Origin of the sequence: Nostoc sp. JL34, from assembly GCF_017114945.1 — a bacterium.
In the GTDB taxonomy this organism is placed as follows: domain Bacteria; phylum Cyanobacteriota; class Cyanobacteriia; order Cyanobacteriales; family Nostocaceae; genus Nostoc.
In genome coordinates this window covers 49752-74617 of sequence record NZ_JABXKQ010000032.1, presented here as the reverse complement: position 1 = coordinate 74617, position 24866 = coordinate 49752, and the positions used below count along the sequence as shown (strand labels likewise).

At 42.3% G+C, this 24866-nt stretch carries 25 protein-coding genes and 1 pseudogene; 12 read left to right on the top strand and 14 right to left on the bottom strand.

Annotation, left to right across the window (positions count from 1 at the left end; translation table 11 throughout):
* Nucleotides 1-5: 5 nt before the first annotated feature.
* On the bottom strand, nt 6-644 hold the full coding sequence (locus HWQ44_RS05255) for a histidine phosphatase family protein (protein WP_292715802.1): 639 nt from the start codon (nt 642-644) through the stop codon (nt 6-8).
* A gap of 63 nt (nt 645-707) precedes the next feature.
* On the opposite strand from HWQ44_RS05255, the gene HWQ44_RS05250 reads away from it, so the two are divergent.
* Nucleotides 708-839, top strand: a complete 132-nt coding sequence (locus HWQ44_RS05250) for a hypothetical protein (protein WP_292715799.1) — start codon at nt 708-710, stop codon at nt 837-839.
* A 131-nt stretch (nt 840-970) separates the two neighbouring features.
* On the opposite strand, the gene HWQ44_RS05245 is transcribed toward HWQ44_RS05250, so the two are convergent.
* From HWQ44_RS05245 to HWQ44_RS05230, 4 genes are all read right to left on the bottom strand, one after another.
* Nucleotides 971-1492 carry a hypothetical protein gene (locus tag HWQ44_RS05245; RefSeq protein ID WP_292715796.1) on the bottom strand — a complete coding sequence of 174 codons (522 nt, stop codon included), beginning with the start codon at nt 1490-1492 and terminating at the stop codon, nt 971-973.
* Nucleotides 1493-1606: 114 nt separating this feature from the next.
* Complete coding sequence (locus tag HWQ44_RS05240; protein WP_292715793.1) at nt 1607-2047, bottom strand: hypothetical protein; 441 nt, start codon at nt 2045-2047, stop codon at nt 1607-1609.
* 293 nt (nt 2048-2340) lie between these two features.
* Entirely contained in the window at nt 2341-2523 is a 183-nt protein-coding gene (locus tag HWQ44_RS05235) for a CsbD family protein (protein ID WP_099103871.1), read from the bottom strand.
* 355 nt (nt 2524-2878) lie between these two features.
* Nucleotides 2879-3343, bottom strand: a complete 465-nt coding sequence (locus HWQ44_RS05230) for a hypothetical protein (RefSeq protein WP_292715789.1) — start codon at nt 3341-3343, stop codon at nt 2879-2881.
* 254 nt (nt 3344-3597) lie between these two features.
* On the opposite strand from HWQ44_RS05230, the gene uvrB reads away from it, so the two are divergent.
* A complete protein-coding gene (gene uvrB / locus HWQ44_RS05225) occupies nt 3598-5595 on the top strand; it encodes an excinuclease ABC subunit UvrB (protein WP_292715786.1) in 1998 nt (665 codons plus the stop codon).
* Between the two features lie 75 nt (nt 5596-5670).
* Here uvrB and HWQ44_RS05220 read toward each other — a convergent pair whose 3' ends face one another.
* Nucleotides 5671-6216 carry an isopentenyl transferase family protein gene (locus HWQ44_RS05220; protein ID WP_292715784.1) on the bottom strand — a complete coding sequence of 182 codons (546 nt, stop codon included), beginning with the start codon at nt 6214-6216 and terminating at the stop codon, nt 5671-5673.
* Nucleotides 6217-6295: 79 nt separating this feature from the next.
* On the opposite strand from HWQ44_RS05220, the gene HWQ44_RS05215 reads away from it, so the two are divergent.
* Entirely contained in the window at nt 6296-6517 is a 222-nt protein-coding gene (locus HWQ44_RS05215) for a PIN domain-containing protein (protein ID WP_292715781.1), read from the top strand.
* Nucleotides 6490-6747: pseudogene (locus tag HWQ44_RS05210) on the top strand (Uma2 family endonuclease); the annotation flags it as partial. The gene HWQ44_RS05215 and the pseudogene HWQ44_RS05210, both read left to right, overlap by 28 nt.
* 96 nt (nt 6748-6843) lie before the next feature.
* On the opposite strand, the gene HWQ44_RS05205 reads toward HWQ44_RS05210, so the two are convergent.
* The 4 genes from HWQ44_RS05205 to sufB form a co-directional block, all read right to left on the bottom strand.
* On the bottom strand, nt 6844-8106 hold the full coding sequence (locus HWQ44_RS05205) for a cysteine desulfurase (RefSeq protein WP_292715778.1): 1263 nt from the start codon (nt 8104-8106) through the stop codon (nt 6844-6846).
* Between the two features lie 14 nt (nt 8107-8120).
* Nucleotides 8121-9482, bottom strand: a complete 1362-nt coding sequence (sufD, locus tag HWQ44_RS05200) for a Fe-S cluster assembly protein SufD (protein WP_292715775.1) — start codon at nt 9480-9482, stop codon at nt 8121-8123.
* Entirely contained in the window at nt 9482-10273 is a 792-nt protein-coding gene (sufC, locus tag HWQ44_RS05195; protein ID WP_193945662.1) for a Fe-S cluster assembly ATPase SufC, read from the bottom strand. Before sufC ends, sufD begins: the two co-directional genes overlap by 1 nt.
* Before the next feature lie 130 nt (nt 10274-10403).
* The gene (gene sufB / locus HWQ44_RS05190) at nt 10404-11843 is read right to left on the bottom strand and encodes a Fe-S cluster assembly protein SufB (protein ID WP_099103157.1); all 1440 of its coding nucleotides are present in this window, start codon (nt 11841-11843) and stop codon (nt 10404-10406) included.
* Nucleotides 11844-12089: 246 nt separating this feature from the next.
* On the opposite strand from sufB, the gene sufR reads away from it, so the two are divergent.
* Together sufR and HWQ44_RS05180 are read left to right on the top strand one after the other, a co-directional pair.
* Entirely contained in the window at nt 12090-12773 is a 684-nt protein-coding gene (gene sufR, locus HWQ44_RS05185; protein ID WP_292715765.1) for an iron-sulfur cluster biosynthesis transcriptional regulator SufR, read from the top strand.
* 90 nt (nt 12774-12863) lie between these two features.
* Entirely contained in the window at nt 12864-13124 is a 261-nt protein-coding gene (locus tag HWQ44_RS05180; protein ID WP_292715762.1) for a hypothetical protein, read from the top strand.
* Between the two features lie 251 nt (nt 13125-13375).
* Here the strand turns inward: HWQ44_RS05180 and HWQ44_RS05175 are convergent, their stop codons facing one another.
* Together HWQ44_RS05175 and HWQ44_RS05170 are read right to left on the bottom strand one after the other, a co-directional pair.
* Nucleotides 13376-14008 carry a hypothetical protein gene (locus tag HWQ44_RS05175; RefSeq protein ID WP_292715759.1) on the bottom strand — a complete coding sequence of 211 codons (633 nt, stop codon included), beginning with the start codon at nt 14006-14008 and terminating at the stop codon, nt 13376-13378.
* Nucleotides 14009-14345: 337 nt separating this feature from the next.
* Nucleotides 14346-14672 (bottom strand): YbjQ family protein, encoded by a 327-nt coding sequence (locus HWQ44_RS05170; RefSeq protein WP_292715756.1) that lies wholly within the window; start codon nt 14670-14672, stop codon nt 14346-14348.
* A gap of 660 nt (nt 14673-15332) precedes the next feature.
* Here HWQ44_RS05170 and HWQ44_RS05165 point away from each other — a divergent pair.
* Nucleotides 15333-16013, top strand: a complete 681-nt coding sequence (locus tag HWQ44_RS05165) for a tetratricopeptide repeat protein (protein ID WP_292715754.1) — start codon at nt 15333-15335, stop codon at nt 16011-16013.
* A 2-nt stretch (nt 16014-16015) separates the two neighbouring features.
* Here the strand turns inward: HWQ44_RS05165 and HWQ44_RS05160 are convergent, their stop codons facing one another.
* Nucleotides 16016-16918: an ABC transporter ATP-binding protein gene (locus HWQ44_RS05160; RefSeq protein WP_292715752.1), complete on the bottom strand. Its 903-nt coding sequence runs from the start codon at nt 16916-16918 to the stop codon at nt 16016-16018.
* 146 nt (nt 16919-17064) lie between these two features.
* A complete protein-coding gene (locus HWQ44_RS05155; protein WP_292715749.1) occupies nt 17065-18393 on the bottom strand; it encodes a hemolysin family protein in 1329 nt (442 codons plus the stop codon).
* Between the two features lie 240 nt (nt 18394-18633).
* Here HWQ44_RS05155 and mfd point away from each other — a divergent pair, with 240 nt between their 5' ends.
* From mfd to HWQ44_RS05130, 5 genes are all read left to right on the top strand, one after another.
* A complete protein-coding gene (gene mfd / locus HWQ44_RS05150; protein WP_292715746.1) occupies nt 18634-22275 on the top strand; it encodes a transcription-repair coupling factor in 3642 nt (1213 codons plus the stop codon).
* Nucleotides 22276-22395: 120 nt separating this feature from the next.
* Complete coding sequence (locus HWQ44_RS05145; RefSeq protein ID WP_292715743.1) at nt 22396-23781, top strand: AAA family ATPase; 1386 nt, start codon at nt 22396-22398, stop codon at nt 23779-23781.
* Nucleotides 23781-24344, top strand: coding sequence for a hypothetical protein (locus tag HWQ44_RS05140; protein WP_292715740.1), 564 nt, complete (start codon nt 23781-23783; stop codon nt 24342-24344). Before HWQ44_RS05145 ends, HWQ44_RS05140 begins: the two co-directional genes overlap by 1 nt.
* A 111-nt stretch (nt 24345-24455) precedes the next feature.
* Complete coding sequence (locus HWQ44_RS05135) at nt 24456-24659, top strand: type II toxin-antitoxin system HicB family antitoxin (protein WP_104908349.1); 204 nt, start codon at nt 24456-24458, stop codon at nt 24657-24659.
* Nucleotides 24656-24865, top strand: coding sequence for a type II toxin-antitoxin system HicA family toxin (locus HWQ44_RS05130; RefSeq protein ID WP_292715982.1), 210 nt, complete (start codon nt 24656-24658; stop codon nt 24863-24865). Before HWQ44_RS05135 ends, HWQ44_RS05130 begins: the two co-directional genes overlap by 4 nt.
* Nucleotide 24866 lies beyond the last annotated feature (1 nt).

Here is a 24866-nt window from a genome sequence, read left to right as displayed (position 1 = left end):
CTCCTTCACGTTCCTGGTAAATTTCGCAAACGCTCATCCAAATGACTACGGTCTGCCAAAACCTTTAACAGCGGGCCATGTGAAGTAAATTCTACAATACTGACTGAAGCAACAGGGCATCCCAAACGAAAACGGAAGCGTCCCACATCAATCCCCAGTACACTACACAGCATAATTCTGATAGTTGCCTTGTGTGCAACAACTAAAACATTACCACTACTGTAATTTTGTTTAATTTCTTCAATTACCTGCAAAGCACGAGTAGCAATTGTAACTGCCATTTCTCCACCAGTTGGAGCATTCCAAGCCGGATCTGCTGACCAGCGAATATAATCATCGTGATATTCACGGCTAATTACTTCAGGCGTTTTTCCTTCCCACAAGCCATAGTTAATTTCCTTCAAACCATCCCTAATTTGTGGTTCTATCCCTATAGATTCACATAAGGGTTTTGCTGTCAATACAGTTCGCCGCATAGGACTACAAAATATTGCTGTCCAATCCATAGAACTATATACCTCAGCAAAAGCCTTTGCCATATCCAACCCTTCTGGGGTAAGTTCTGAGTCTATGGAACCGCAAAAGGAATTATTGCGACTGCATTCTGTCTGTCCGTGACGGAGGAAATAAAGAGTTAGGCTCACGGTATATTCTCATCAATTGTAAATTTAAGAGCGGTAACAATCAGATGTAGCTGAAGATAGTTAATGCCTGTGGTATATTACTACAATTTTTTGAGATTTGGAATAATTTTCAGATTGGGCAAAGTTGCCGCAGCTACGCCCGTGGTAGACATCGCCATTCAAAAGGTAGGCTTTGGTGCAGCGATCGCTTATTAAGTGAATTTTATTTGGCTAAAAATCATTTAATAATATTATATACATAGTCTTTACTTACATAATAGGCAAAAATAAAGGTGGGCTATGCCCACCTACTTTGTTACGCAACACTCCAAACTAAAACTCAAAATTTATTTGCGACTACCCAACCACTTAGCTGCCGCAATTCCAATTATACCTGCCACTACAGGATTACTAAGAAACTTGATAATTCCTGGTTGCTCCGCCAACACTTCGCGGAAAATGTCGGGGTGGTTGTGATAAACGAAGGACGCTAATTTGCTAACATCATCAGCAGTCATGCGGTTGGGGTTGTGTGTAGAAAGTCCCAACTGTTGCTCTAGATGCTTATCGTCTAGTCCTCTTTGTTTCAAGTGCTTGAAAAAGGCCCGTGCTACATCGTCCCGTTCATTGGGTTTAATTTGTGCGATCGCATTTTGTAATTCTGGCTCCATTTGGCTGGTAGGAATCTGATCTGGATGTAAAGATCGACCAAATAACTGCCGACGTTGATCTGGTGTTGTCCGTTGGGCAAAATCATCGAAATTTTGATATTCCGCTGTTGATTCGGCTGTAGTATCATCAATAGATTCAACATCTCCCTGAGCCAAATCTTTCATTATTTGACGTTTATACTGTTCGCTGCTTGCCACTTTACTTCTCTCCTTTTTTACGTCAAAGATTTTTTGATGACTGGCATCTTAAAACCATAATTTCAAATGCCAATTCATGAGACTCTCTTTAAGCCTTTATTGCAAATTCAACAATTAGCTATACTTAACTTGATTAGTCTGAGTGTCATACTCAGTAGTCAAAATCAATTTCTTATCAGGTGCATAAATCAAAACCTTTAGGTCTTGATTGGGGAAGTTTTTATGAAAACCTTGAACTAGAGATTTTGCTAATGGTCGCACTTCATTAGGACGAACTTGAGGGGCAATCACAACACCTAGTTTATTGTTATCACGAACGAAAGCGTCCTGAACTAATCCTTGAGATATTTGCACAACCCAGTTACCAAAGGTTTGTCCTCCTGGGGTATTGCCTCGCTCTAACTCTGCATAGGTTACATCTCGGCCAATTGCTGATGGAGCAGTTGGGCGGTCAAGTTGTGACACTGCACCACCACCACAGGCGGTAGTTATCATCAGTACTCCAATTAAAAGGAAAGTCGCCAATATTTTGCGACTTTGCTGAAGCAGAATCATTTTTTTATCTCCTGAAAAAACACTTTAAATAACAGATATAATCAGTTGTATGTTTAAAGTAAAATAAAGTTTATTGCTCAAAATTAAATAAATATTTTGTAATGTAGAGACGTAGTAAACTACGCCTCTACAAAATGCGTTCTGCGAATCAAGCCATTCCTTTATATTTCCACACTTGCTAACAGGAAGATAAAGGTGTATCGCATTGAATCTTGAACACTTCATACTTGATTGCAAAAATGGAATCCACCCCATTGATATCCCTAGAGTTTCTGCAAAAAAACTATGAATTATTAGTCAATGTTTTTCTTCACATTGTCTTTCACGTCTTCAATCCCGTGACGGACTTCGCTTTCAGCTTGCTTTGCTTTACCTTTCGCTTTATCTTCTGGATCTCCAGTGACATTTCCTAATGCTTCTTGAGCTTTACCTTCAACATTTTTAGCAGCAGCTTTAGCGCGATCTTCTATGCTCATTTTGTACTCCTGATTTAATGAAAAATTACTTTCAAAGTTAGTTTATAACTTTGAAATCTTTTGTTATTACTTTTACAGACTAGCTTAAAGTTTTTGCTAAAGCCTTCCACCACAAGGCATATTAAATAATTTGCAATTTGTAATTCGTAATTCGTAATTTGTAATTAAGAAAGGTAATTGTAGTAAGCATCCTGGCTGTTGGCTAAATATAAATTAAAGTGAATACAGTTTAGTTACCTATGCTAAAAGACATAGAACAAGTGCAAATATCGTAATTTATATTTTTGACTGTTTAACTAAAAAACCCAGTTTCGTGTAGAAACTGGGTTAATCAAGTTATGGGGATGTTTTTTGTCTAATCTAGAAAACCCATCAGGCTTTCAGAATTGTCAATCTCATTTGGTGCTATGGGACGATTTCCGAAGGTGGAATAACTGTCAGAAATTGCCAATGAACTTGAGGCGATTGGACGAATGCCAGAGAGGTTGATACTTTCAACAACTTGGAATGTATTAGCACCTATTGGACGAATACCCATTGAGTTATAGGTTTCAACTACTTCCAAGGTACTGGTGCTAACGGGACGCACCCCAGCAATTGAGAGGTGTTCAGCAACTTCTAAGTCGCTAGCGCCTATGGGACGAATTCCAGAAATGGCGAGTGTTCCAGAAGCTCCTACTGGCAGTTCATTAACTTCCTCGACTTTATCTGCATTCAAGCTCTGATCTTGTTGATTTTCAACTCCCTCTGTGGTTTCCCCTGGAGACTTGGCAGGCTTTTGCCGAGAACTGATTGCTTTGCCAGCGCTGCTAATAGTCATAAACGAACACCTCTGGTTTGTTAATTGAATTTTACAATAATTAAGGAAAGATGAAATTTTTTCCCATATACATTAGAGTTTAACCTTAAAAAACCTCACATAGATATAAGTATCTTTAAAACTGATACATAAGTAAACTTGAATTAATAATTTTCGTAAACAATTATTACTATTTATTTTAGTCTAATAAGCCAGCTACAATGGATACAGGGCGGAATCGTCACCATGAGATAGGGTATTTACAGCAAAACTGTATGACAGAATTTTGTCTTCAAGCTCCCTTTAGTCCCACAGGCGATCAACCACAAGCGATCGCTAAACTTTCTGCTAGTATCCAATCAGGCAATCGTTACCAAACTTTATTAGGAGCCACTGGAACTGGTAAGACATTTTCGGTAGCAGCAGTTATTGAGAAAATTGGCAAGCCTACTTTAGTTCTGGCGCATAACAAAACCCTGGCTGCACAGCTTTGTAACGAGTTGCGGGATTTCTTCCCCAACAACGCAGTCGAGTATTTTGTCAGTTACTACGATTACTATCAGCCAGAAGCGTATATTCCCGTTACCGATACTTATATTGAAAAAACGGCGGCGATTAATGATGAAATAGATATGTTGCGGCATTCAGCGACGCGATCGCTTTTTGAACGTCGTGATGTCATTGTCGTTGCTTCCATCAGCTGCATCTATGGTTTAGGAATGCCAGCAGAATATCTGAAAGCTGCCATCCCTCTTCAGATAGGTATGGAAGTAAATCAACGCCAAATTTTACGAGATTTGGCAAATGTTCAATATAGCCGTAACGACATAGAAATGGGTCGGGGAAAATTTCGCGTCCGAGGCGATGTTTTAGAAATTGGCCCAGCCTATGAAGACCGAATTATTCGCGTCGAATTCTTTGGTGATGAAATTGACGCAATTCGCTATATCGATCCAGTGACAGGGGAAATTCTCAAAAGCTTGGAAGCGGTGAATGTTTACCCTGCGCGTCACTTTGTCACTCCAGAAGAACGGTTAGAAGTAGCTTGTAATGATATTGCAGCCGAGTTAAAACAGCAAAAACTAGACTTAGAACAAGCTGGGAAATTATTAGAAGCGCAACGCATAGATCAACGTACACGCTATGACCTAGAAATGCTACGCGAAGTCGGTTATTGCAACGGGGTTGAGAATTATTCCCGTCACTTAGCAGGAAGACAAGCTGGAGAATCACCAGAATGTTTAATTGATTATTTTCCTAAGGATTGGCTATTAATTATTGATGAATCTCACGTTACTGTGCCCCAAATTCGTGGGATGTATAACGGCGATCAAGCTAGAAAAAAAGTTTTAATTGAACATGGATTTCGGCTTCCTAGCGCTGCTGATAATCGTCCTTTGAAAGCCGAGGAATTTTGGCAAAAGGTAAATCAGTGTATTTTTGTTTCCGCAACTCCCGGAAATTGGGAAATAGAAGTTTCTGAAGACCATGTAATTGAGCAAGTGATTCGACCAACAGGGGTGGTTGATCCAGAAATTTCTGTGCGTCCTACAGAAGGACAAATTGATGATTTGTTGGGAGAAATTAAAGATAGAGCCGATCGCCATGAACGAGTGTTAATTACCACATTAACCAAGCGGATGGCGGAAGATTTAACCGAATATTTGCAAGACCACGGTATCAGGGTACGGTATTTACATTCCGAGATTACTTCTATTGAGCGCATTGAAATTTTGCAGAATTTGCGCGAGGGAAAATTTGATGTTTTGGTTGGTGTGAATTTGCTGCGGGAAGGTTTGGATTTACCCGAAGTTTCCTTAGTAGCAATTATGGATGCAGATAAAGAAGGTTTTTTGAGAACCGAGCGTTCCTTAATTCAAACTATTGGTAGAGCCGCACGTCACGTCCAGGGGCAAGCGATTTTGTATGCCGACAATATGACAGGTAGCATGATTAAAGCTATTGATGAAACAGATAGGCGGCGTGGGATTCAAACAGCACATAATCGACTGCATGGGATTACACCGCAACCAATTGTGAAAAAATCAAGTAATGCGATTTTGGCTTTTTTAGATGTATCTCGGCGGTTAAATGCAACTGACTTGAAAGTTGTAGATGAACATCTAGATGAACTGCCATTAGAACAGATTCCAGGGTTGATTACTTTGTTGGAAGCGCAGATGAAAGAGGCGGCGAAGAAACTGGAATTTGAAGAGGCGGGCAAATTGCGCGATCGCATTAAACATCTGCGGGATAAAATGCTAGGACGTTAACGTGAATCTTCTACTGACCATATTCGCCTAATAATATGAATTACGTTTAGCCGGAGGTGTGGTTCAACTCCGGCGTTAGGCTGATGCATTATCTTCTAGGTTAGTCTCATTTTCAATGAATTCAAAAAATTGCGAAATCTGTTCAGTTGAGCGAATATGATAAACACTTTTAGTACTTTGAGCCTGTTCGATATACTCACGATATTTTGGGGTCAAATATTTGTGACATAACCAAAGTACGCGGTAGCTAGTAAGCGAACTCTTAAATATTGGACTCTTTTCCGGCCAGCCTTCTGGCGGTTTAAAGCCACCTGTGATTAATCGTTTAGTCACCCACCAGAAATGCACATATAGCGGTAGATCGATAAAAACTAGAGTATCCGCCTCGTTCAGTCTCAGCCAGACGGTTTCCATGCAACCAAACCCGTCAATAATCCAACGGTCAGTAACCAAAATTTTCTCATGGGTGTGCTTATATTCTTCGTGTGAAAGCTGAATGCCGCCTGATTGATATTGAATCTTGTCTAAGATGTGAAGTGGCAAACCAGTGATTTTCGATAATCTTTTGCTTAGAGTTGATTTACCGCCTCCAGTATTGCCAAACACCGCTACTTTTTTCATCGCTACTCTCCTTAACTTTTGTTTTACCTTTGCCTGATGACTTTGATGAACCTCTCGAAGTTTTTAAGGAATACATGGAATGAGTGCTTTCCTTTTAGATACTCATGCTTTTATCTGGCTAACTGAAAATGACTCCAGCCTTCCAGATAATCTGAGGATAATCATCAATACCGCAGATATAGTTTATCTGAGCATAGCTAGTCTTTGGGAAATCGCCATCAAGTTGAATCTTGGCAAATTATCGCTTCAATGGAGCATTAAGAGATCGCACCAATGGTTACTTTACCCGATCGCATTTTGATGAGTGCAGAAGAATATCTGGTTTGGGAACCCACCCAAGAGGAACGTTAAGAGTATTGGGATGGCGAAGTTGTGATGATGAGTGGTGCTACACGCAACCATAATCAGGTTTTTGGAAATTTCTTTAAGCTCTTAGATGATGCTCTAGCCGATCGCACCTGTGAAGTATACATTGTAGATGTGAAGGTGCAGGTAGAACCTGGGCAAAAGTATCTGTATGACACTTTAGTTACTCCCATAAAAAATCCAGATAATTAAATTGTGCCAACTATTAGCAAGATATGTTGCTGATATTTGGCACAATCAGTGTCTGAATATTTTGTGAATTTAAGCAAGGAAACCCGCAAAAAAGTCCAGGGTTTCTTTCAGTGCTTTGATGAAAATATCAATTTCTTCACGGGTATTGTAGAAAGATAGACTTGCTCGTGCGGTTGCAGCAAGACCTAAGTAACGGTGTAATGGTTGAGTACAGTGGTGTCCAGAACGGATAGCAACGCCTTCTTGATCTAATAATGTAGATAAGTCGTTGGCGTGGACTTCTCCGGCGGTGAATGACGCAAGTGCAGCCCTACCTTCACCTTTAGCATTTGGTTTGGGGCCGTAAATTCTAATTTGGGGAATTTGCTCTAATTGTTGGAACAAATAAGCTGTTAATTCTGCTTCATAGGCGTGGATTTTATCCATGCCGATACTGCTAAGATAATCGATCGCTGCACCAAGTGCGATCGCTTCTCCAATTGCAGGTGTACCAGCTTCAAATTTATGCGGTAATTCTGCGTATGTAGAATGGTCTAAATACACCTCTGCAATCATCTCGCCACCACCAAAAAATGGTGGCATGGATTCTAACAACTCTAACTTGCCATACAGAAATCCTATCCCAGTAGGGGCACACATTTTGTGACCGGAAGCTACCAACCAATCACAATCTATTTTCTGTACATCAATGGGGTAGTGAGGAACACTTTGGCAAGCATCAACTAAGAATTTAGCACCGGATTGGTGAGCGATCGCACCAATTTCTTCTACTGGATTAATGCAACCCAAAGCATTAGAAATATGCACTACCGACACTAATTTTGTTTTGTCGGAAATCAGCTTTTTAAACTGTGACAAATCAAAAGTTTCTTCTGGTGTCAGTTCCACAAATTTCAGGACTGCACCCGTTTTTTGTGCTACTAATTGCCAAGGTACAATATTACTGTGGTGTTCCATCACCGACAGAATAATTTCATCCCCAGGCTGCAAATTGTTCATTCCCCAGCTATAGGCTACTAGGTTAATCGCTTCGCTGGCGTTGCGGGTGTAAACGATTTCCTGACGGGATGCAGCATTAATGAATTTGGCAATTTTATCTCTAGCACCTTCATAAGCATCAGTAGCTTTAGCACTCAGGGAATGGGCACCTCGATGCACGTTAGCATTATAGTGTTCGTAATAATCCCGTAGGGTATTTAACACCAACAAAGGCTTTTGTGATGTCGCAGCATTATCGAGATAAACTAGGGGTTTCCCGTTGACTTCCTGATGCAATATCGGGAAGTCAGCGCGAACTTTATCAGCAAGGGTTTTGGTAGAGGTGAAAGTCATTGGTAGATTAGTTATTACTCATTAGTCAGAGACTTGAGATTATTGACTGTGTTTAAAAGGATTTCTTGCAGAGAAAGAACTGGTATTTTGTTGATAACTTCAGCAGCGAAGGCGTTAATTAATAACTTTCGAGCATCGTTTTCATCAATTCCCCGACTTTGCAGATAGAATATTTCATCATCTTCCAATTGGCTAACGGTAGCACCGTGGGCGCATTTTACATTATCCGCCGTAATTTCCAATTGGGGTTTGGTATCAACTCTGGCTTTAGATGATAGCAGCAAATTGCGATTCAACTGGGTTGCATTTGTCAACTGCGCTAGTTTGGGTACAAAAACTTTACCATTGAACACGGCATGAGCGCGATCGCCTACAATACATTTATGCAATTGGTCACTTGTACCGTGGGGATAGTTGAGTGCGATCGCACTGTGAGTATCAGACAATTGCTTACCAGAAATTATCGTCAAACCATTGAGAGTAGTTTGTGTCTGCTCACCAGTTTGCAAAATTTCTAAATTGTGCCGCGACAACTTTGCACCTAAAGTTATGGCATGACAAGTATATCGACTATCACGAGCTTGTGCGATCGCAGTTTTCCCAATATGAAAAGCCTCTGCACCTTCTCGCTCAATCCTAGTGTGACTCACCTCCGCATTGTCACCAAGCCAAACTTCTGTAACCGCATTGGTAAGATAGACTCCTTTCTCTGCGCCTCTGCGGTTCGTATACTCCTCAACCAACGTCACCTGCGAACCACCTTCCGCTACCACCAAACAACGTGGCTGTGAAATCGTCGCCGTCTCACCCGCAACCGAAATAAACACTAGATGAATTGGCGTCTCAACTACCACATTCTTCTTCACATACACCACAGCTGCATCAGTTATCCCAGCCGTATTGAGAGCAGTAAAAACTTCCTGCGCTCCCTCAGCTTGAGCTAAATACTGCTGTACAGCTTGCTGCTCAACCACAGACAAGCCAGCCAAATTACTCACCACAATTCCAGATGGCAAATCTGAAACTGCTGATAACTCCGGCGCAAAAACGCCATTAACAAATACCAAACGACTATTAGCCGCTTCTGGCAAAATATCAAATTCTAAAGATGCGTAATTTCCCGTCTTTACATTAAATTGCACCTTTCGCAAAGACGACAAATCAGTAAATCGCCATTCTTCCTCGCGGGTAGTCGGAATAGTCGAGTGGCGTACCCAATTAGCAGCACTTTGGCGTAATTCCTGCAACCAACCTTCTGTTTTAATTGCCGTTACTTGATTTAACAACCCAGTCAGATAATCATCTCTATCTAACATCGATGTCAAACTGACTGCATTTGAATTAGGTATTGGACTAGGAGATATTTGAATACTCATTACACACCCACCTCAGCCGCTGCAAACTCTTCCAGCACCCAGTCATAACCGCGAGACTCTAATTCCAGCGCCAGTTCCTTACCACCACTCGTAATAATCTGCCCCTGTGCCATCACATGCACAAAATCAGGCACAATATAATCGAGTAATCGTTGGTAGTGGGTAATCAAAATTGTCGAATTTTCTGGACTTGCCAGTTGATTTACCCCATTGGCCACAATTCTGAGCGCGTCAATATCCAAACCCGAATCTGTCTCATCCAGAATTCCTAACTTTGGTTCCAGCAATGCCATTTGCAGAATTTCATTCCGCTTTTTCTCACCACCAGAAAACCCTTCATTCAAACTGCGACTGAGAAAACTGGGATTCATCTTTACCACATCCAGCTTTTCCTCAATCAAATCGTCAAAATCAAAAGCGTCTATTTCTTCTAAACCTTGCGCCTTGCGACGGGAATTATACGCCACCCGCAAGAAATCCAAATTGCTCACACCGGGAATTTCTAACGGATACTGAAACGCTAAAAATACGCCACTTCTGGCGCGTTCTTCCGGCTCCAACTCCAGTAAATTCTGCCCCTGGAAAATCACCTCACCGCCAGTCACCTCATACGCCGGATGCCCAGCCAACACCTTAGAAAAAGTACTCTTACCAGAACCATTCGGCCCCATAATCGCATGAATTTCACCCGATCGCACCTCAAGATTCACACCTTTCAAAATCGGTGTTCCATCAACATTAGCTGTCAGATTCCGTACTGACAGCACAACTTCACTATTTTCAATAATCATGTTTTCTCTCTTCTTTTTTAGTTCGTAGTCAGCACTTTAGTGCTGGAGAAAAGCGTTAAAGTGCTGACTACAAGCGTTAATTTTTTCAGTTCCTAGCAACTTGACAGCACTGAAGTACTGACTACAAAAGCTATCCAACACTGCCTTCCAACTTCAAACTCAACAACTTATCAGCTTCCACAGCAAACTCCATCGGTAGCTGATTGAAAACATCCTTACAGAAGCCGCTAATCATCATTGAAATCGCATCTTCTGAAGAAATACCCCGTTGAGCGAAGTAAAATAACTGATCCTCCCCAATCTTAGAAGTAGAAGCTTCATGCTCTACCTTCGCACCGTTATTTTGCACCTGGATGTAGGGGAAAGTGTTGGCATGGGCATTATCCCCAATCAGCATTGAGTCACACTGAGAATAATTTCTCGCCCCTTTAGCTGTCGGATTGACTTTCACCAAACCTCGGTAGCTATTACTAGAATTACCTGCGGAGATTCCTTTAGAAATAATTGTACTGCGGGTATTCTTACCTACGTGAATCATCTTACTACCCGTATCAGCTTGCTGCTGATGATTTGTCAGCGCCACTGAGTAAAACTCACCCACAGAGTTATCACCCACCAACACACAGCTAGGATATTTCCAAGTAATTGCTGAACCTGTTTCTACTTGAGTCCAGGAAATCTTAGAATTTACGCCCTGACACAAACCGCGCTTGGTGACAAAGTTGTAAATACCGCCTTTACCGTTAGCATCTCCGGCGTACCAGTTTTGGACGGTGGAGTATTTAATTTCGGCGTTGTCGAGGGCGACGAGTTCCACAACAGCAGCGTGCAATTGGTTGCTGTCATACATCGGTGCGGTGCAACCTTCGAGGTAAGAAACATAACTACCTTCTTCGGCGACAATCAAAGTCCGCTCAAATTGTCCCGTGTCACCAGAGTTGATGCGGAAGTAGGTAGATAGTTCCATTGGGCATTTTACGCCTTTAGGAATATAGACAAAAGAACCATCGCTAAATACGGCGGCGTTCAAGGCGGCAAAATAGTTGTCAGCGATGGGAACAACGCTACCCAGATATTTTTTGATTAATTCTGGGTGTTCTTGCAATGCTTCGGAAAACGAACAGAAAATAACGCCGTCTTCCGCTAGCTTTTCTTTAAATGTAGTCGCGACAGAAACGCTATCGAAAATTGCATCGACAGCAACGTTTGCCAATCGCTTCTGTTCAGATAGGGAAATGCCTAACTTCTCAAAGGTTTCTAAAAGGGTTGGATCAACTTCATCCAAGCTGTTCAGCTTTTCTTTCTTGCGTTTCGGCGCTGAGTAGTAAATAATATCCTGATAATTGATTGGCGGATACTTGACATTCGGCCAAGTTGGTTCCGTCATTTTTTGCCACTGGCGATAAGCTCTGAGGCGAAAGTCCAGCATGAACTGTGGCTCGTTCTTCTTAGAGGAGATCAAGCGTACAACGTCCTCGTCTAGTCCACGCGGAATAGTGTCGGCCTCAATATCGGTGATAAAGCCGTACTTGTAGGGTTGGTTGACTAAGGTTTTGACAGTGGCACTCATCAGTAATAATCTCTCGTGTTCGGAACTTGAATCTCTATAAGGATGGGAGTCGGACTTTTCTTTAGCCGATTCCCATCTCGCGTTACGGAATGGTTACACGGCTGCTAGAATAGTGGTGGAGACTAAAACAACTTCATTGTTGTTTAACCTATCTTCATTTTACGCTAGATTAACAACAACAATGTTGTCAAAGTCAAATTTTCAAAGAAATTTTTGGGGCGTTCGCTGAACGTCTCGCACCAGAAGATGGCGACTACCCACCAGTCCTCAACCAAGCAAGATATTTTAGAATATCTGCACAAACACGAAAAAGCAACGGCTTTGGAGCTAGCTGAAGTTTTAGACGTTACCCCCCAAGCGATTCGTCGCCATCTCAAGGATTTGGAGACGGAGGAGCTAGTTTTGTATTCGACATCGGTGCAGGCTGCGGGAATGGGGCGTCCGCAGCACGTTTATCAACTCAGTCGTCAAGGACGCGATCGCTTGCATCGCACAGTGAGCGATCGCTTTGGTGATGGCCACGGCAATTTTGCGGTTTCGCTGCTAGACACCTTAGCCGAAACGATGGGACATGACCAATTTAAATCGATTTTAGAGAAACAGTGGCAGCGCAAAGCATTAGAATACCGCGATCGCGTGGGTAGCGGTTCACTACGGGAACGTGTAGCCAACTTAGTAGAATTGAGAAAAGCGGAAGGCTTCATGGCAGAGTATCACGCTGTTGATGTAAATGACAGCTTTGAGAGCGATCGCTTTATCTTAATGGAGCATAACTGCGCCATTTCCAACGTTGCCGAGTCTTTCCCCAGCATTTGTGGTCACGAATTGGAAATGTTTGCTGCCGTCTTACCCGATTGTACCGTAGAACGCACCCACTGGATTATTGATGGCGAACATCGTTGTGGCTATTTGGTACAAGTTCGCAAGTAAAGTTTCATTATTAGTCAATTAGTCATTAGTCATTAGTCCTTTTTTTTAATAACTAATACCCAATGCCCAACTAAGTTTAAGAGAGCGTTTATGGACGTACTACCACAGCAACCATCAGCACAATTTTTAACTCTGGAAGAGTCCGCAAAAGTAGATGCGGCTTTGTTGTCTTCTCCAGAAAAATTTTTAACAAGATTAACAATTTCATCACTGAAGCTTTTAAAGCATATCGCCCAAGAGTATGGTGTTGCTATTGAAGATTTGACAGCACAGCAAGTAATTGCTTGGTTTGAGAAAGATGGCAAAATTCGACGTGAGCAGGGAATTGAAGGTTCATATCTGAAATGGTGAACAAGGGGATACAAGTAGGTCGATATAAACTAATACTCATACCAATTTCAAAAAAGAATCTGACAGATACAAGCCTAGAAACCCAGATAAAATTTAGCTTTCTAAATTTTAATTCTTATTGCTATCAGAACCCCAACTTCTCACCAGAAGTCAGGGTTTTACTTTATTTAGGAAATATTCCTGACAAAAAGCACCTTTTTCAAGGTGCTTTTTTTTTAAAATAAATAACATTTGATTTTTCAAACAGTTATTTAAGCATTGTAAGTGTTAGTCCGAGGAGTGCGAGCGCCAGTTACGGCTCCAATCATTGAGGCTATTAAACCCAACAAAGAACCAAACACAAACCACCACAATCCCGAACGTATATTAGCTGCCGTTTCACGAGCTTGTTGGGCACTTATGTTTGCTTGTGGTACATTAACACCACCTTGCTGTTGTACCTGGTTTATGACTTCTCCTGCGTTAGAAGCAGCAACACCAAAAGCACCAGATACTCCACTTGCTAAAAGCCATGAGCTAACCGCCAAAGTCGTTGCCCAAAGAATTGCGCCGTTAAGAAGAGCTGTATTGCGGTTCATCGGCCCACAAGCACGGGCTGTAACCCAACCACCAGTAAATAGGGAAATTAGTAAAGCGATGGTTGACCAAAGCCCCGCATTACCCGCAGCGTTAGGGGCAATTGTTCTAGGTGCACCTGAACCTGCAACTGTGCCTGCCGCAACCGCAGCAATGATAGAACTCAAAATTAATTGTGTAGCTAAAGAAACCAACAAACCAGCAATAATCGGCCCCCAGCGAACACGATCATGATATTCAGCTACTCGACCTGCTACCACAGGATCAGTAGGAATAACGTCATTGCCTGTCCGATTTACGTATGACATCGCTTATGTTCTCCAGTGCTGTTTCAGCAAAGCTTTTGTTCAGGTATATTCATCCTTTATGCTTCAAATTAAATAACTAAATGATCTATTTTAATCTCTATCAATAGAAAGATTTAATAGGTCTATCTTTAGTGAGAAAAACAGACTTTTTTAACAATTTTTAATAGCTTTTATTATTTATTAATGTCTGAATAATTATTTAGAAATTATCAATATGAAAATTTTTCAATTAAAATACGATTATTAACTTAATAGTAGAAACTAGCTTTAATTGTGTATGCAATTAAAGTTCAGACAAAACTTTGTCACAATTGTCGAAAGTCAAGATCCTCAAAAATTAACGCATCCTTACAGCAGTGCCTGTAGCAGTAATCAGCAAAAGAACTCCTGACTGGTCAAGATTGATTGTGCCAGTATCAATTTCAATTCCGATCACAGCATTTGCTCCTAAACGTTGTGCTCGTTGTTCTAATTCATCTAATGCCTTGCGTTGACCCTGCTCAAATAGACGTTCATAGCTACCAGTGCGTCCACCGATAATATCTCGAATACCAGCCAAAAAATCTCGCAAGAAATTGCTGCCGTAGACTACTTCTGCTGTCACAATGCCTAAATATGAATCAATCACGGCTCCTTGAATTACATCAGTGGTAGTTATAATCATAAATTAGCCTCCTACAGAGAATATAGGTTGATATTATCCAAGTGTTTATCAAAATAATTGAGCGATTGTAACTTTGATTACAGAAGACAGGGTTGAGAAAGATTCTCTCACACTATTTTAGATTGCGCTTTTAGCCGTAGTATTTTCCTCAAGAGAAACCAGGATTCAAAGGAACATTTTACTGATTAAATTTATCTTACCCTGTAATGACCAAAAAAGGATGTTAACGCCTGGATCATGACTTCTCAAAGGGTAGTATCAAGGACTAAAAATGTGAGAAAAATTGGATGCAGGGTCAGCAAATTCTTCAATTCAATAAAAAATAGGAATGAATGTCAAACCCTGTAAGCTCGGTACATCAAGATTTAGGATTAAGTCAGAGGCCTGTAGGAATTTTTTGGGTAACACGTATAACTACTGACTAAAAAAGGTGTAATTTTGCTGTGATACTGGTTTATATGTAGGATAACTTCATCTGAAACTTGACATCTTACACTTTATCCTTCAGTAAAAACTCTGTTATGTAGCGCTGATTGTAAAGCAAAGAATGGATGAACTATTCACATCTTCATCAATACGAATAAATACAGTTTTCAAAAGTCCATATTTTTGTTTTAATGTACAAGAAAAAAAGTCCTCTAAAATTTCAGGAAATTTACTGTGTACAAGCCAACATCATTCGTGTTTAGTGTGGTGTTACTAGGATGTTTTACCTTCACTATCCCTTCAGTGGCTCAGGCTCAGGTATTAGTGGCACAAGCCAAAAACCCAGAGTTAAAGCAACTACTAGAAGAAGGACGGAGGTTAGTAGATGCCGGCGATTATGGTGGTGCGATCGCTGTTTATCAGCAAGCAGCTAGTATAGATCCCAAAAATGCTAAAATTCATTCAGGTATTGGGTATTTATACGCTCAACAAGGAAATTATCAGGCAGCATTAACTGCTTATCGGCGAGCGATCGCCATCAACCCTAACAACAGTGATTTTTACTACGCTGTGGGTTACATCAAAGCAAATTTGGGCGACACACCTGGAGCCAAGGAAGGCTACCGTCGTGCCATACAACTGAACCGTAACAACGTTAATGCCTATTTAGGATTGGCTGTGACGCAATCGCGTATGGGAGACTATAATGCAGCTACCTGGGCTTATGAGCAAGCAATCAGTTTGGATAAGAACAACGCCCAGACTTATGAGTTGATGGGTTCAATGTATAAACAGCGACGACAAGCCAAACAAGCGAACAGCTTACTTCAGAAAGCCCGTGACTTGTACAAGCGGCGCAATGACTCAGATGGCGTAGAAAGGGTAGAAACCATGCTGCGACAGTTAGGAGGATGAGCTTAATCTAACTGGCGTCCCGTTAATTCCACAAAAATATCTTCCAAGTTAGAGGGACGCACCATCATTCCAGTTTTATTGGGCTGTTCATTCAAGTAGATATTCGCTGCTTCCAAGGATGGGAAAAACAAATATTCCCAACTACGGACGCCATCACTTCCCACTTCAGACACACCTAATTGCTTCATTACCAAACCTTCACCGTGAGCAGAACGCAGCTGTTGTAAAGTTCCCAAAGAAATCAGCTTACCGCTATCCATAATACCGATGCGTCCTGGCTTGCTAGAGCCAAAGGCATCGCACAAAAATTCGACCTCATCCATATAATGGGTCGTCAGTAGCATCGTCATCCCTTGTTTATTCAAATCTCGAATAATTTCCCAGAGGCGTCGCCTGGTTTGGGGGTCTAGTCCTACCGTTGGTTCATCCAAAAACAAAATTTGCGGTTGATGCAATAAAGCTCTCGCAATCTGCAACCGTCGTTTCATACCCCCAGACAGCGTTTTTACCAAATCATTACGTTTTTCTCCTAGCTCAACATACTCTAGCCATTGATTAATCAGTTTTTGTCGCTGTGGGTTACTAATGTGATGTAGTCTCCCGTGCAGTTCCATATTTTCCCAAACGCTTAAATCGTTATCCACACTGACTTGTTGCAAGACCACACCAATACTCTGTTTTGCCAACATAGCTTGGCTCATCACATCATATCCACCTACTTCTATTCGTCCTTGGGACGGTTTTGTAAGTGTAGTCAGCATCCGAATTGTGGTTGATTTACCCGCACCGTTTGGGCCAAGTAGAGCAAATATCTCACCCGCTTCAATTTTGAATGACAGGTCATTGACTACAGGTACATTGTTGTAAAACTTGTAGACATTTTCTAGAAAGACAGCAGCAGTCACGTCGTTTCACTCCGAATTCAAAATTCAAAATTAACAATCCCCCTAAATAAATTTAGGGAGTTGTATCCGTTTAAGTAAAAGTTGCATACGGCGTGAATTTGTAATCATTAATGCCCAATGCCCGATTCCCAATACTCGAACGATCGCTAGTCAGATTTTGTCGTATCCGTTGATTTACTTCCCTTCGGTACGACTAGCACCTTATCAACGCGATTACCATCCATATCCATCACTTCAATTCGCATACTTTGCCATTCAAAATAGTCTGCTGCGGCAGGAATACGTCCTAAATGGGTGATCACAAAACCGCCTAGAGTTTGATAACTGCCGCGTTCCTCCGATTCCCACTCTTCCATACCGAAAAGTTCTAAAAACTCCTCCACAGGCAACATCCCATCCAAAAGCCAGGAACCATCTTCGCGTTGCACAGCTTGTGGTTGATCTTGCCCATCTGTTGAAGGAACATCACCCACGATTTCGCTCATGATGTCGTTGAGAGTGACTAATCCTTGAATCACGCCGTATTCATCCACTACCAGCGCCATATGAGTAATCGTTTGTTTGAACAATTCCAAAACCTTCAAGCCACGGGTGCTTTCTGGCACAAATACGGGCTGTCGCAATCCCACTGTCAAGTCTAGTGCTTCTCCTCGGAAACTCCTGGCTAATAAGTCGGTGACTGGGATAACACCCAGCACATTGTCAAGTCCCCCCTGACAAACTGGATACCGAGAATAGGCACTATCAACCATTTTTTGGCGATTTTCTTCGGCAGTGTCGTCTAAGTCTAGCCAGACAATATCAGGGCGGGGTGTCATTAAGTAGCTGACAGGGCGATCGCCTAAACGAAAGACTCGCTCCACCATATCCTGCTCGGCTTCCTCAAAGGTTCCCGCCTCAGTCCCTTGCTCAATTAAGATTTTAATTTCTTCTTCGGTGACTTGCGGCTCGGTAGAAGCTGTAATTCCCAGTAATCGCAGGATCAAATCTGTAGAAGCGCTTAAGAGAAAGACTACTGGAGAAGCGATCGCCGCCAAGGCTTGCATCGGAATAGCTACAATCGATGCAATCCTTTCTGGGTTGTTTAATGCCAGACGCTTCGGTACCAATTCGCCAACAATCAGTGACAAATAGGTAATGAGCAAAACCACTATTCCGAAAGATACTGGTTCACTATAAGGTGCTAACAAGGGGACACGTTTTACATAGATTCCCAATCGGTTGGCAATTGTTGCTCCTCCAAAAGCACCTGTCAGGATACCGATCAGGGAAATACCCACTTGAACGGTTGACAGGAAATGATTTGGAGACTCAGCTAGTTTCAATGCTGCCTTTGCCTTGACATCTCCTTGATTAGCAAGCTGCTGTAGCCTAACTTTGCGGGCTGAGACAATTGCCATCTCAGACATAGAAAACACACCGTTGGCAATAATTAGCACCAAAATGATTAGAATTTCAAAAGTGATGGAGGACATGTTTAAAATTGCGGCTTATCAGAGCGAACGTAGCTCAATCCCTAGTATCTAGTATTAAAGGTGTTTCGATAAATGCTTTGACTGTACACAAAGTAATAGTTATAGTTCTTAAGTTTATTAGTCGCTGTGCATTATTCTTCCACCGAAGGAATAAGAAGGCTGTTAACACTTTTAAAATAGTTGACATAAACTGCCTCAAGATTTGCTGACCCACAAAGACTCCCATCGCTAGTAGTACTTATGTCATTTTCTTCTATTGTGCGTGCCTTAGGCCGATCGCCGCTCACTACTGAATTTATTTCTAAGCTAAATCGACAACAAGAATTGCGGTTAAATGGCATTCCCCGGCTGCCCAAAACTCTGGTGGCTTCGGCATTAGCACAGGCTCAGGGCAAGAATTTGTTCATGGTTTGCGCCACTCTGGAAGAAGCTGGACGCGTTTACGCACAACTGGAGGCAATGGGATGGCAAACAGTACATTTTTATCCCACCTCCGAGGCTTCTCCCTACGAACCTTTTGACCCGGAAACTGAGATGAGTTGGGGGCAAATGCAGGTATTGGCAGATTTGGGCATGAGGGATAGGGGACTAGGGACTGGGGACTGGGGACTGGGGGGACAAGGAGGACAAGAGGGAATTATTGAAAAAGTTACTGTTACTCCCTTATCTGTTCCCAATCCCCAATTCCCAATCCCCAATCCCGGAGCGAAGCGACCTTTAGCGATTGTGGCTACTCAAGGGGCGCTGCAACCTCATTTACCACCACCAGAAGCTTTTGGGCAATTCTGTCTTACCCTGAAAAAGGGGATGGATTTAGACTTGAATGCCTTCAGTGAGAAAATAACTATTTTGGGGTACGAAAGAGTGCCCTTGGTGGAAATGGAAGGGCAATGGAGTCGCCGGGGCGATATTGTTGATGTGTTCCCGGTTTCCTCTGAGTTACCAGTCCGATTAGAATGGTTTGGCGATGAAATTGAGCAAATGCGAGAATTTGACCCAGCAACTCAACGTTCAGCCCTCGACAAAGTTGATCACATAATTCTTACCCCCACTAGCTTTACTCCTGTGGTGATGGCGGCACTGAAAAATAGTCCTGAGTTCCGAATGCTGAGTGCTGAGTTAAATTATGACTCAGCACGGGCTGAACACCCCGCTACCGCTAACAGCACTCAGCACTCATCACTGATTGAAGGTAGCCGTCGCTTTTTGGGGTTAGCGTTCGAGCAACCAGCATCTCTGCTAAACTACCTAGCAGAGAATACCCTGATTGCCATTGATGAGCCAGAACAGTGCCATGCTCATAGCGATCGCTGGGTGGAAAATGCTGAGGAACAATGGGGCATTGGGCATGGGGAAGAATCGACCTCTACTCCTTTAAGATTGCCGAAAATCCACCGTTCGTTTGATGAGTGCCTGGTTGATGTTGCCAAGTTTAAAACACTGTATTTATCGGAACTGTCAGAAGAAAATAGTGGGATCAATCTTGCCTGCCGTCCTGTTCCAGTCACACCACACCAGTTTGCTAAATTAGCTGAAACCATCCGTCAAGAACGCGATCGCAATTTCTCGATCTGGCTACTTTCTGCTCAACCTTCGCGTTCTGTCTCGCTGTTACAAGAACATGATTGTCCGGCTCAGTTTATCCCCAATCCCCGCGACTACCAAGCGATTGATAAGCTGCAAATCAACCATATTCCCATAGCCCTAAAATATTCTGGGCTTGCGGAACTTGAAGGTTTTATCCTGCCTACGTACCGATTGGTAATTGTCACAGATCGGGAATTTTTTGGGCAGCATTCCTTGGCGACTCCCGGCTATATCCGCAAGCGTCACAAAGCTACTTCTAAGCAAGTTGATCCTAATAAGCTGCGTCCCGGTGATTATGTAGTTCACAGGAATCATGGTGTTGGCAAATTTGTCAAGCTGGAAAGTTTGACGATTAATAATGAAACCCGTGATTATTTAGTGGTGCAGTATGCTGACGGGTTACTCAGAGTCGCAGCCGATCAAGTAGGGGCTTTATCGCGGTTCCGCGCCGCAGGGGATAAAGCACCAGAACTTAACAGGATGACCGGTAAAGCTTGGGAAAATACCAAGAATAAAGTCCGCAAAGCCATTAAAAAATTGGCGGTGGACTTGTTGAAACTGTATGCAGCGCGATCGCAACAACAAGGTTTTAGCTTTCCCAGTGATATGCCTTGGCAGGAGGAACTGGAAGATTCTTTTCCCTACCAACCCACGACGGATCAACTAAAAGCTGTCCAAGATGTAAAACGCGACATGGAAAGCGATCGCCCAATGGATCGTTTGGTTTGTGGCGATGTCGGTTTCGGCAAGACGGAAGTGGCGATTCGTGCTGTTTTCAAAGCAGTCACCGCCGGTAAACAAGTGGCACTCCTTGCGCCGACGACTATTTTAACACAGCAGCATTACCATACACTTAAAGAACGTTTTGCACCCTACCCCGTAAATGTCGGTTTACTCAACCGTTTTCGTTCGGCTGAAGAACGCCGCGATATTCAAAAGCGATTGGCCACGGGTGAATTAGATGTAGTGGTTGGTACGCATCAACTTTTAGGTAAAGGTGTGATGTTCCGCGATTTAGGATTGTTGGTAGTAGATGAAGAACAACGCTTTGGGGTAAATCAGAAAGAGAAAATTAAAAGCTTGAAAACTCAAGTGGACGTGCTTACCCTCTCCGCCACTCCCATTCCCCGAACTTTGTATATGTCCTTGTCAGGAATTCGGGAAATGAGTTTGATTACCACACCACCCCCAACTAGACGGCCGATTAAAACACATCTTTCACCGATTAATTCTGAAAGTATCCGCACTGCAATTCGTCAAGAATTAGACAGAGGTGGACAGGTATTTTATGTAGTTCCACGAGTGGATGGAATTGAAGAGACAACAGCTAATTTACGAGAAGTAATACCGGGAGCTAGATTTGCGATCGCTCACGGTCAAATGGATGAAAGCGAGTTAGAATCAACCATGCTCACTTTCAGCAATGGCGATGCAGACATCCTGGTTTGTACGACAATTATTGAATCTGGCTTAGATATTCCACGAGTCAACACGATTTTGATTGAAGATGCTCACCGCTTTGGATTAGCACAGTTGTATCAATTACGTGGTCGTGTGGGACGTGCAGGTATCCAAGCTCATGCTTGGTTATTTTATCCGAAGCAACGGGCATTATCTGATGCAGCACGCCAACGATTACGAGCAATTCAGGAATTTACTCAGCTAGGTTCTGGGTATCAACTGGCGATGCGCGATATGGAAATCAGAGGCGTGGGTAACTTGCTAGGTGCTGAACAATCCGGTCAAATGGATGCTATTGGTTTTGATTTATACATGGAAATGCTGGAAGAAGCAATTCGGGAAATCCGCGGACAAGAAATTCCGAAAGTGGAGGATACCCAAATTGATCTCAACCTGACGGCATTTATCCCCGCAGATTACATTACCGATTTGGATCAAAAGATGAGTGCATATCGGGCGGTGGCGACAGCTAAATCTAAATCAGAATTAAAGCTAATTGCAGCCGAGTGGAGCGATCGCTATGGTACTTTACCTGTCCCTGCAAATCAACTTTTGCGAGTTATGGAACTCAAACAGCTAGCGAAAAAACTTGGATTTAGCCGGATTAAACCAGAACAAAAGCAGCACGTCGTTTTAGAAACGCCGATGGAAGAACCTGCTTGGAATTTATTGGCTGCGAATTTACCAGACAATCTGAAGACGCGCTTTGTATATTCTCCAGGTAAAGTGACAGTGCGTGGGTTAGGAGTTTTTAAAGCAGATCAACAATTGCAGAATTTGATTGATGCTTTCGGGAGAATGCAGGGTGCGATTCCAGAGGCAGCTGTTGTTTGAGCGGTGTTTCCGTCTGAATAAATAGTTAGACCTCTAAATCCCAGTGGGGATATGATTTAAAGGTTAATACTAAAGTGTTATCACTCAAGGATAGGGGATTTTTGCTAAAAGAATACGGCAATGAAAATTAAAGTCAAAAATCTTGGTGCTTTAAAGCAAGCCGAATTCACACTTGGCGACCTGACAATCATTTGTGGCTGCAATAATACGGGCAAGACTTACGCTACTTATGCTTTGTTTGGCTTTTTGTCTACTTGGCGACGAATGTTTGCCATCCAAATTAACGCCGATAAGATCAAGCAGCTGCTTGCGGACGGTGTAATTCGTCTTGATATACAAGAATATATTAAAAAATCCGAGCAGATTGTTACTAAAGGTTGTCAGGCATATACCCAGGAATTACCGAAGATTTTTGCAGCACCGGCAGAACGATTTAAAACAACAGACTTTCAGGTAAGTCTGGACATCCAAAATATTAGTTTAGCAGGCAGATTTAATCGGGAAATTGCCTCCGGCGAGGCATCACTTTTCTCTATTACCAAAAGTGAAAAAAGCACAGAATTAGTTGTAACTCTGCTTGTTCAGAAAGAGAAGGTAAAAATCCCCCGCGATATTCTTAAGCGCATCATTGCCGACGCACTAAAAGATATCATTTTTGATCAGTTTCTTCCTAACCCTTTTATCGCTAGTGCAGAACGAACCGGTGCTGTCATTTTTCGCAAAGAGTTGAATTTCGCCCGCAATCGCTTGCTCGAAGAAATGGGTCAGGCTGATAAAAACATCAATCCAAGAGAGCTTCTATCTAACGTATACCAGGATTATGCGCTCCCAGTAGAAAAAAATGTGGATTTTACGCGGCAACTGGAGACAATTTTCCAAAAAAGCAGTTTCATTGCTGAGAATCATCCCGATATGTTGGCTGATTTCGCCGACATTATTGGTGGTAAATACACAGTCACCCGTAACGATCAACTTTATTATGAGCCAAAGGGTAAACGGATCAAGCTTTCTATGGATGAAAGTTCTAGCGCCGTTCGTTCTCTGCTAGATATCGGCTTTTATCTGAGACACGAAGCCCAGCTTGGTGATTTACTGATGGTGGATGAACCCGAACTGAACCTACACCCTGAAAACCAGCGCCGCGTCGCACGGCTATTTGCCCAACTGGTGAACCTGGGCATTAAAGTTTTCATCACCACCCACAGTGATTACATTATTAAAGAACTAAATACGCTGATCATGCTTAACCATGATAAACCCCATCTCAAGCGAATTGCTGAAGAAGAAGGTTATCGGGCAGCAGAACTGATCTCTTCTGAAAACATCAAAGTCTATATCGCGGAAGAAACACCGATAATACTAGAGGGCAAAAAGAGAAAAACTAAATGCCAGACCCTTACACCAGCCAATATAGACCCAGAACTGGGGATTGAAGCCCGCAGCTTTGATACAACCATCGAAACGATGAACCGGATTCAGGAAGCGATCGTCTGGGGTGAGGAGTAATGTCTGATATTGCTATCCTCAAAGAGATGATCAAGGAAACCGCTACAGTAGCATTGGAAAATGATCGCTACGGCAAAAATAAGGTCATACTCAAAGAGCCTCCACCCGCCAATTACGATGTAACTATTTATGGGATGCCCGATGATGATGACGTCATCATCATTAAAGCAGATACTTTCATCTCACCGAATGCGGTTTTTAAAGGGAATCGTGGTGAGTGCAAACGTGCAGATTTTGTCATTGTTACTGATACTGGGAAGAAAAAGGTCATCCTCTGTATTGAGATGAAGGCAGGGAAAGGAGGATCGCACACAGAAATTATTGAACAACTTAAAGGAGCACAGTGTTTTGTTGCCTACTGTCGGGAAATTGGTCAATCATTTTGGAAGGAGCAAAATTTTCTCAAGGATTATGAATGTCGTTTCGTCAGCATTAAGAACATCAAAATAGCCAAAAAGATAACACGCATTGACCCTACTCATGACTCTCTCTCAAATATAAAGATACTAAAGAAAAGCGGCTCGTCTTTTCAATTTAATGATTTAGTTCAAGGTCAAAGATAATAACATTGGATAAGGACTTTTCTGAGCTGACCAAATTAGTTTGATTAGCCAGAGTTAAGAGGAAATAGTTATAGTTATTAGCATATTCTTACAAACTAGCTCAACAAGTTTATGAAAATTAGAGCAATCATTCATCCAGCAGAAGAAGGCGGCTATTGGGCAGAGGTTCCCGCGCTTCCCGGTTGTATTACCGAAGGAGACACCATAGAAGAGGTAATGGCTAATTTAAAAGATGCTATTGAAGGTTGGCTTGAAGTTGCCAACAGTCGTAATGCAATTGAGTCAACAGATCAAGTTGTCGAAATTGCTGTATAAAATCGATTTCTGGCAAGCAACTTTGTAAGATTGTGGAAAATAAAGGTTGGGTTTTGCAAAGAATTACTGGCAGTCATCATATTTATGAAAACCTTGAAGTAGAAAAAATCCTGTCAATTCCTGTTCACCGCAATCAAGACTTGAAAGTTGGAACCTTGAAAGCCTTGATGAAAATAGCCCAGCTATCTGAAGAAGATTTACTTTAAT

Excerpts from the sequence above, each read along its gene's own strand:
- HWQ44_RS05250 (WP_292715799.1), top strand. The coding sequence starts at position 708 with ATGCCTGTGGTATATTACTACAATTTTTTGAGATTTGGAATAATTTTC.
- HWQ44_RS05240 (WP_292715793.1), bottom strand. The coding sequence starts at position 2,047 with ATGATTCTGCTTCAGCAAAGTCGCAAAATATTGGCGACTTTCCTTTTA.
- HWQ44_RS05235 (WP_099103871.1), bottom strand. The coding sequence starts at position 2,523 with ATGAGCATAGAAGATCGCGCTAAAGCTGCTGCTAAAAATGTTGAAGGT.
- HWQ44_RS05230 (WP_292715789.1), bottom strand. The coding sequence starts at position 3,343 with ATGACTATTAGCAGCGCTGGCAAAGCAATCAGTTCTCGGCAAAAGCCT.
- uvrB (WP_292715786.1), top strand. The coding sequence starts at position 3,598 with ATGACAGAATTTTGTCTTCAAGCTCCCTTTAGTCCCACAGGCGATCAA.
- HWQ44_RS05220 (WP_292715784.1), bottom strand. The coding sequence starts at position 6,216 with ATGAAAAAAGTAGCGGTGTTTGGCAATACTGGAGGCGGTAAATCAACT.
- HWQ44_RS05215 (WP_292715781.1), top strand. The coding sequence starts at position 6,296 with ATGAGTGCTTTCCTTTTAGATACTCATGCTTTTATCTGGCTAACTGAA.
- HWQ44_RS05205 (WP_292715778.1), bottom strand. The coding sequence starts at position 8,106 with ATGACTTTCACCTCTACCAAAACCCTTGCTGATAAAGTTCGCGCTGAC.
- sufD (WP_292715775.1), bottom strand. The coding sequence starts at position 9,482 with ATGAGTATTCAAATATCTCCTAGTCCAATACCTAATTCAAATGCAGTC.
- sufC (WP_193945662.1), bottom strand. The coding sequence starts at position 10,273 with ATGATTATTGAAAATAGTGAAGTTGTGCTGTCAGTACGGAATCTGACA.
- sufB (WP_099103157.1), bottom strand. The coding sequence starts at position 11,843 with ATGAGTGCCACTGTCAAAACCTTAGTCAACCAACCCTACAAGTACGGC.
- sufR (WP_292715765.1), top strand. The coding sequence starts at position 12,090 with ATGGCGACTACCCACCAGTCCTCAACCAAGCAAGATATTTTAGAATAT.
- HWQ44_RS05180 (WP_292715762.1), top strand. The coding sequence starts at position 12,864 with ATGGACGTACTACCACAGCAACCATCAGCACAATTTTTAACTCTGGAA.
- HWQ44_RS05175 (WP_292715759.1), bottom strand. The coding sequence starts at position 14,008 with ATGTCATACGTAAATCGGACAGGCAATGACGTTATTCCTACTGATCCT.
- HWQ44_RS05170 (WP_292715756.1), bottom strand. The coding sequence starts at position 14,672 with ATGATTATAACTACCACTGATGTAATTCAAGGAGCCGTGATTGATTCA.
- HWQ44_RS05155 (WP_292715749.1), bottom strand. The coding sequence starts at position 18,393 with ATGTCCTCCATCACTTTTGAAATTCTAATCATTTTGGTGCTAATTATT.
- mfd (WP_292715746.1), top strand. The coding sequence starts at position 18,634 with ATGTCATTTTCTTCTATTGTGCGTGCCTTAGGCCGATCGCCGCTCACT.
- HWQ44_RS05145 (WP_292715743.1), top strand. The coding sequence starts at position 22,396 with ATGAAAATTAAAGTCAAAAATCTTGGTGCTTTAAAGCAAGCCGAATTC.
- HWQ44_RS05140 (WP_292715740.1), top strand. The coding sequence starts at position 23,781 with ATGTCTGATATTGCTATCCTCAAAGAGATGATCAAGGAAACCGCTACA.
- HWQ44_RS05135 (WP_104908349.1), top strand. The coding sequence starts at position 24,456 with ATGAAAATTAGAGCAATCATTCATCCAGCAGAAGAAGGCGGCTATTGG.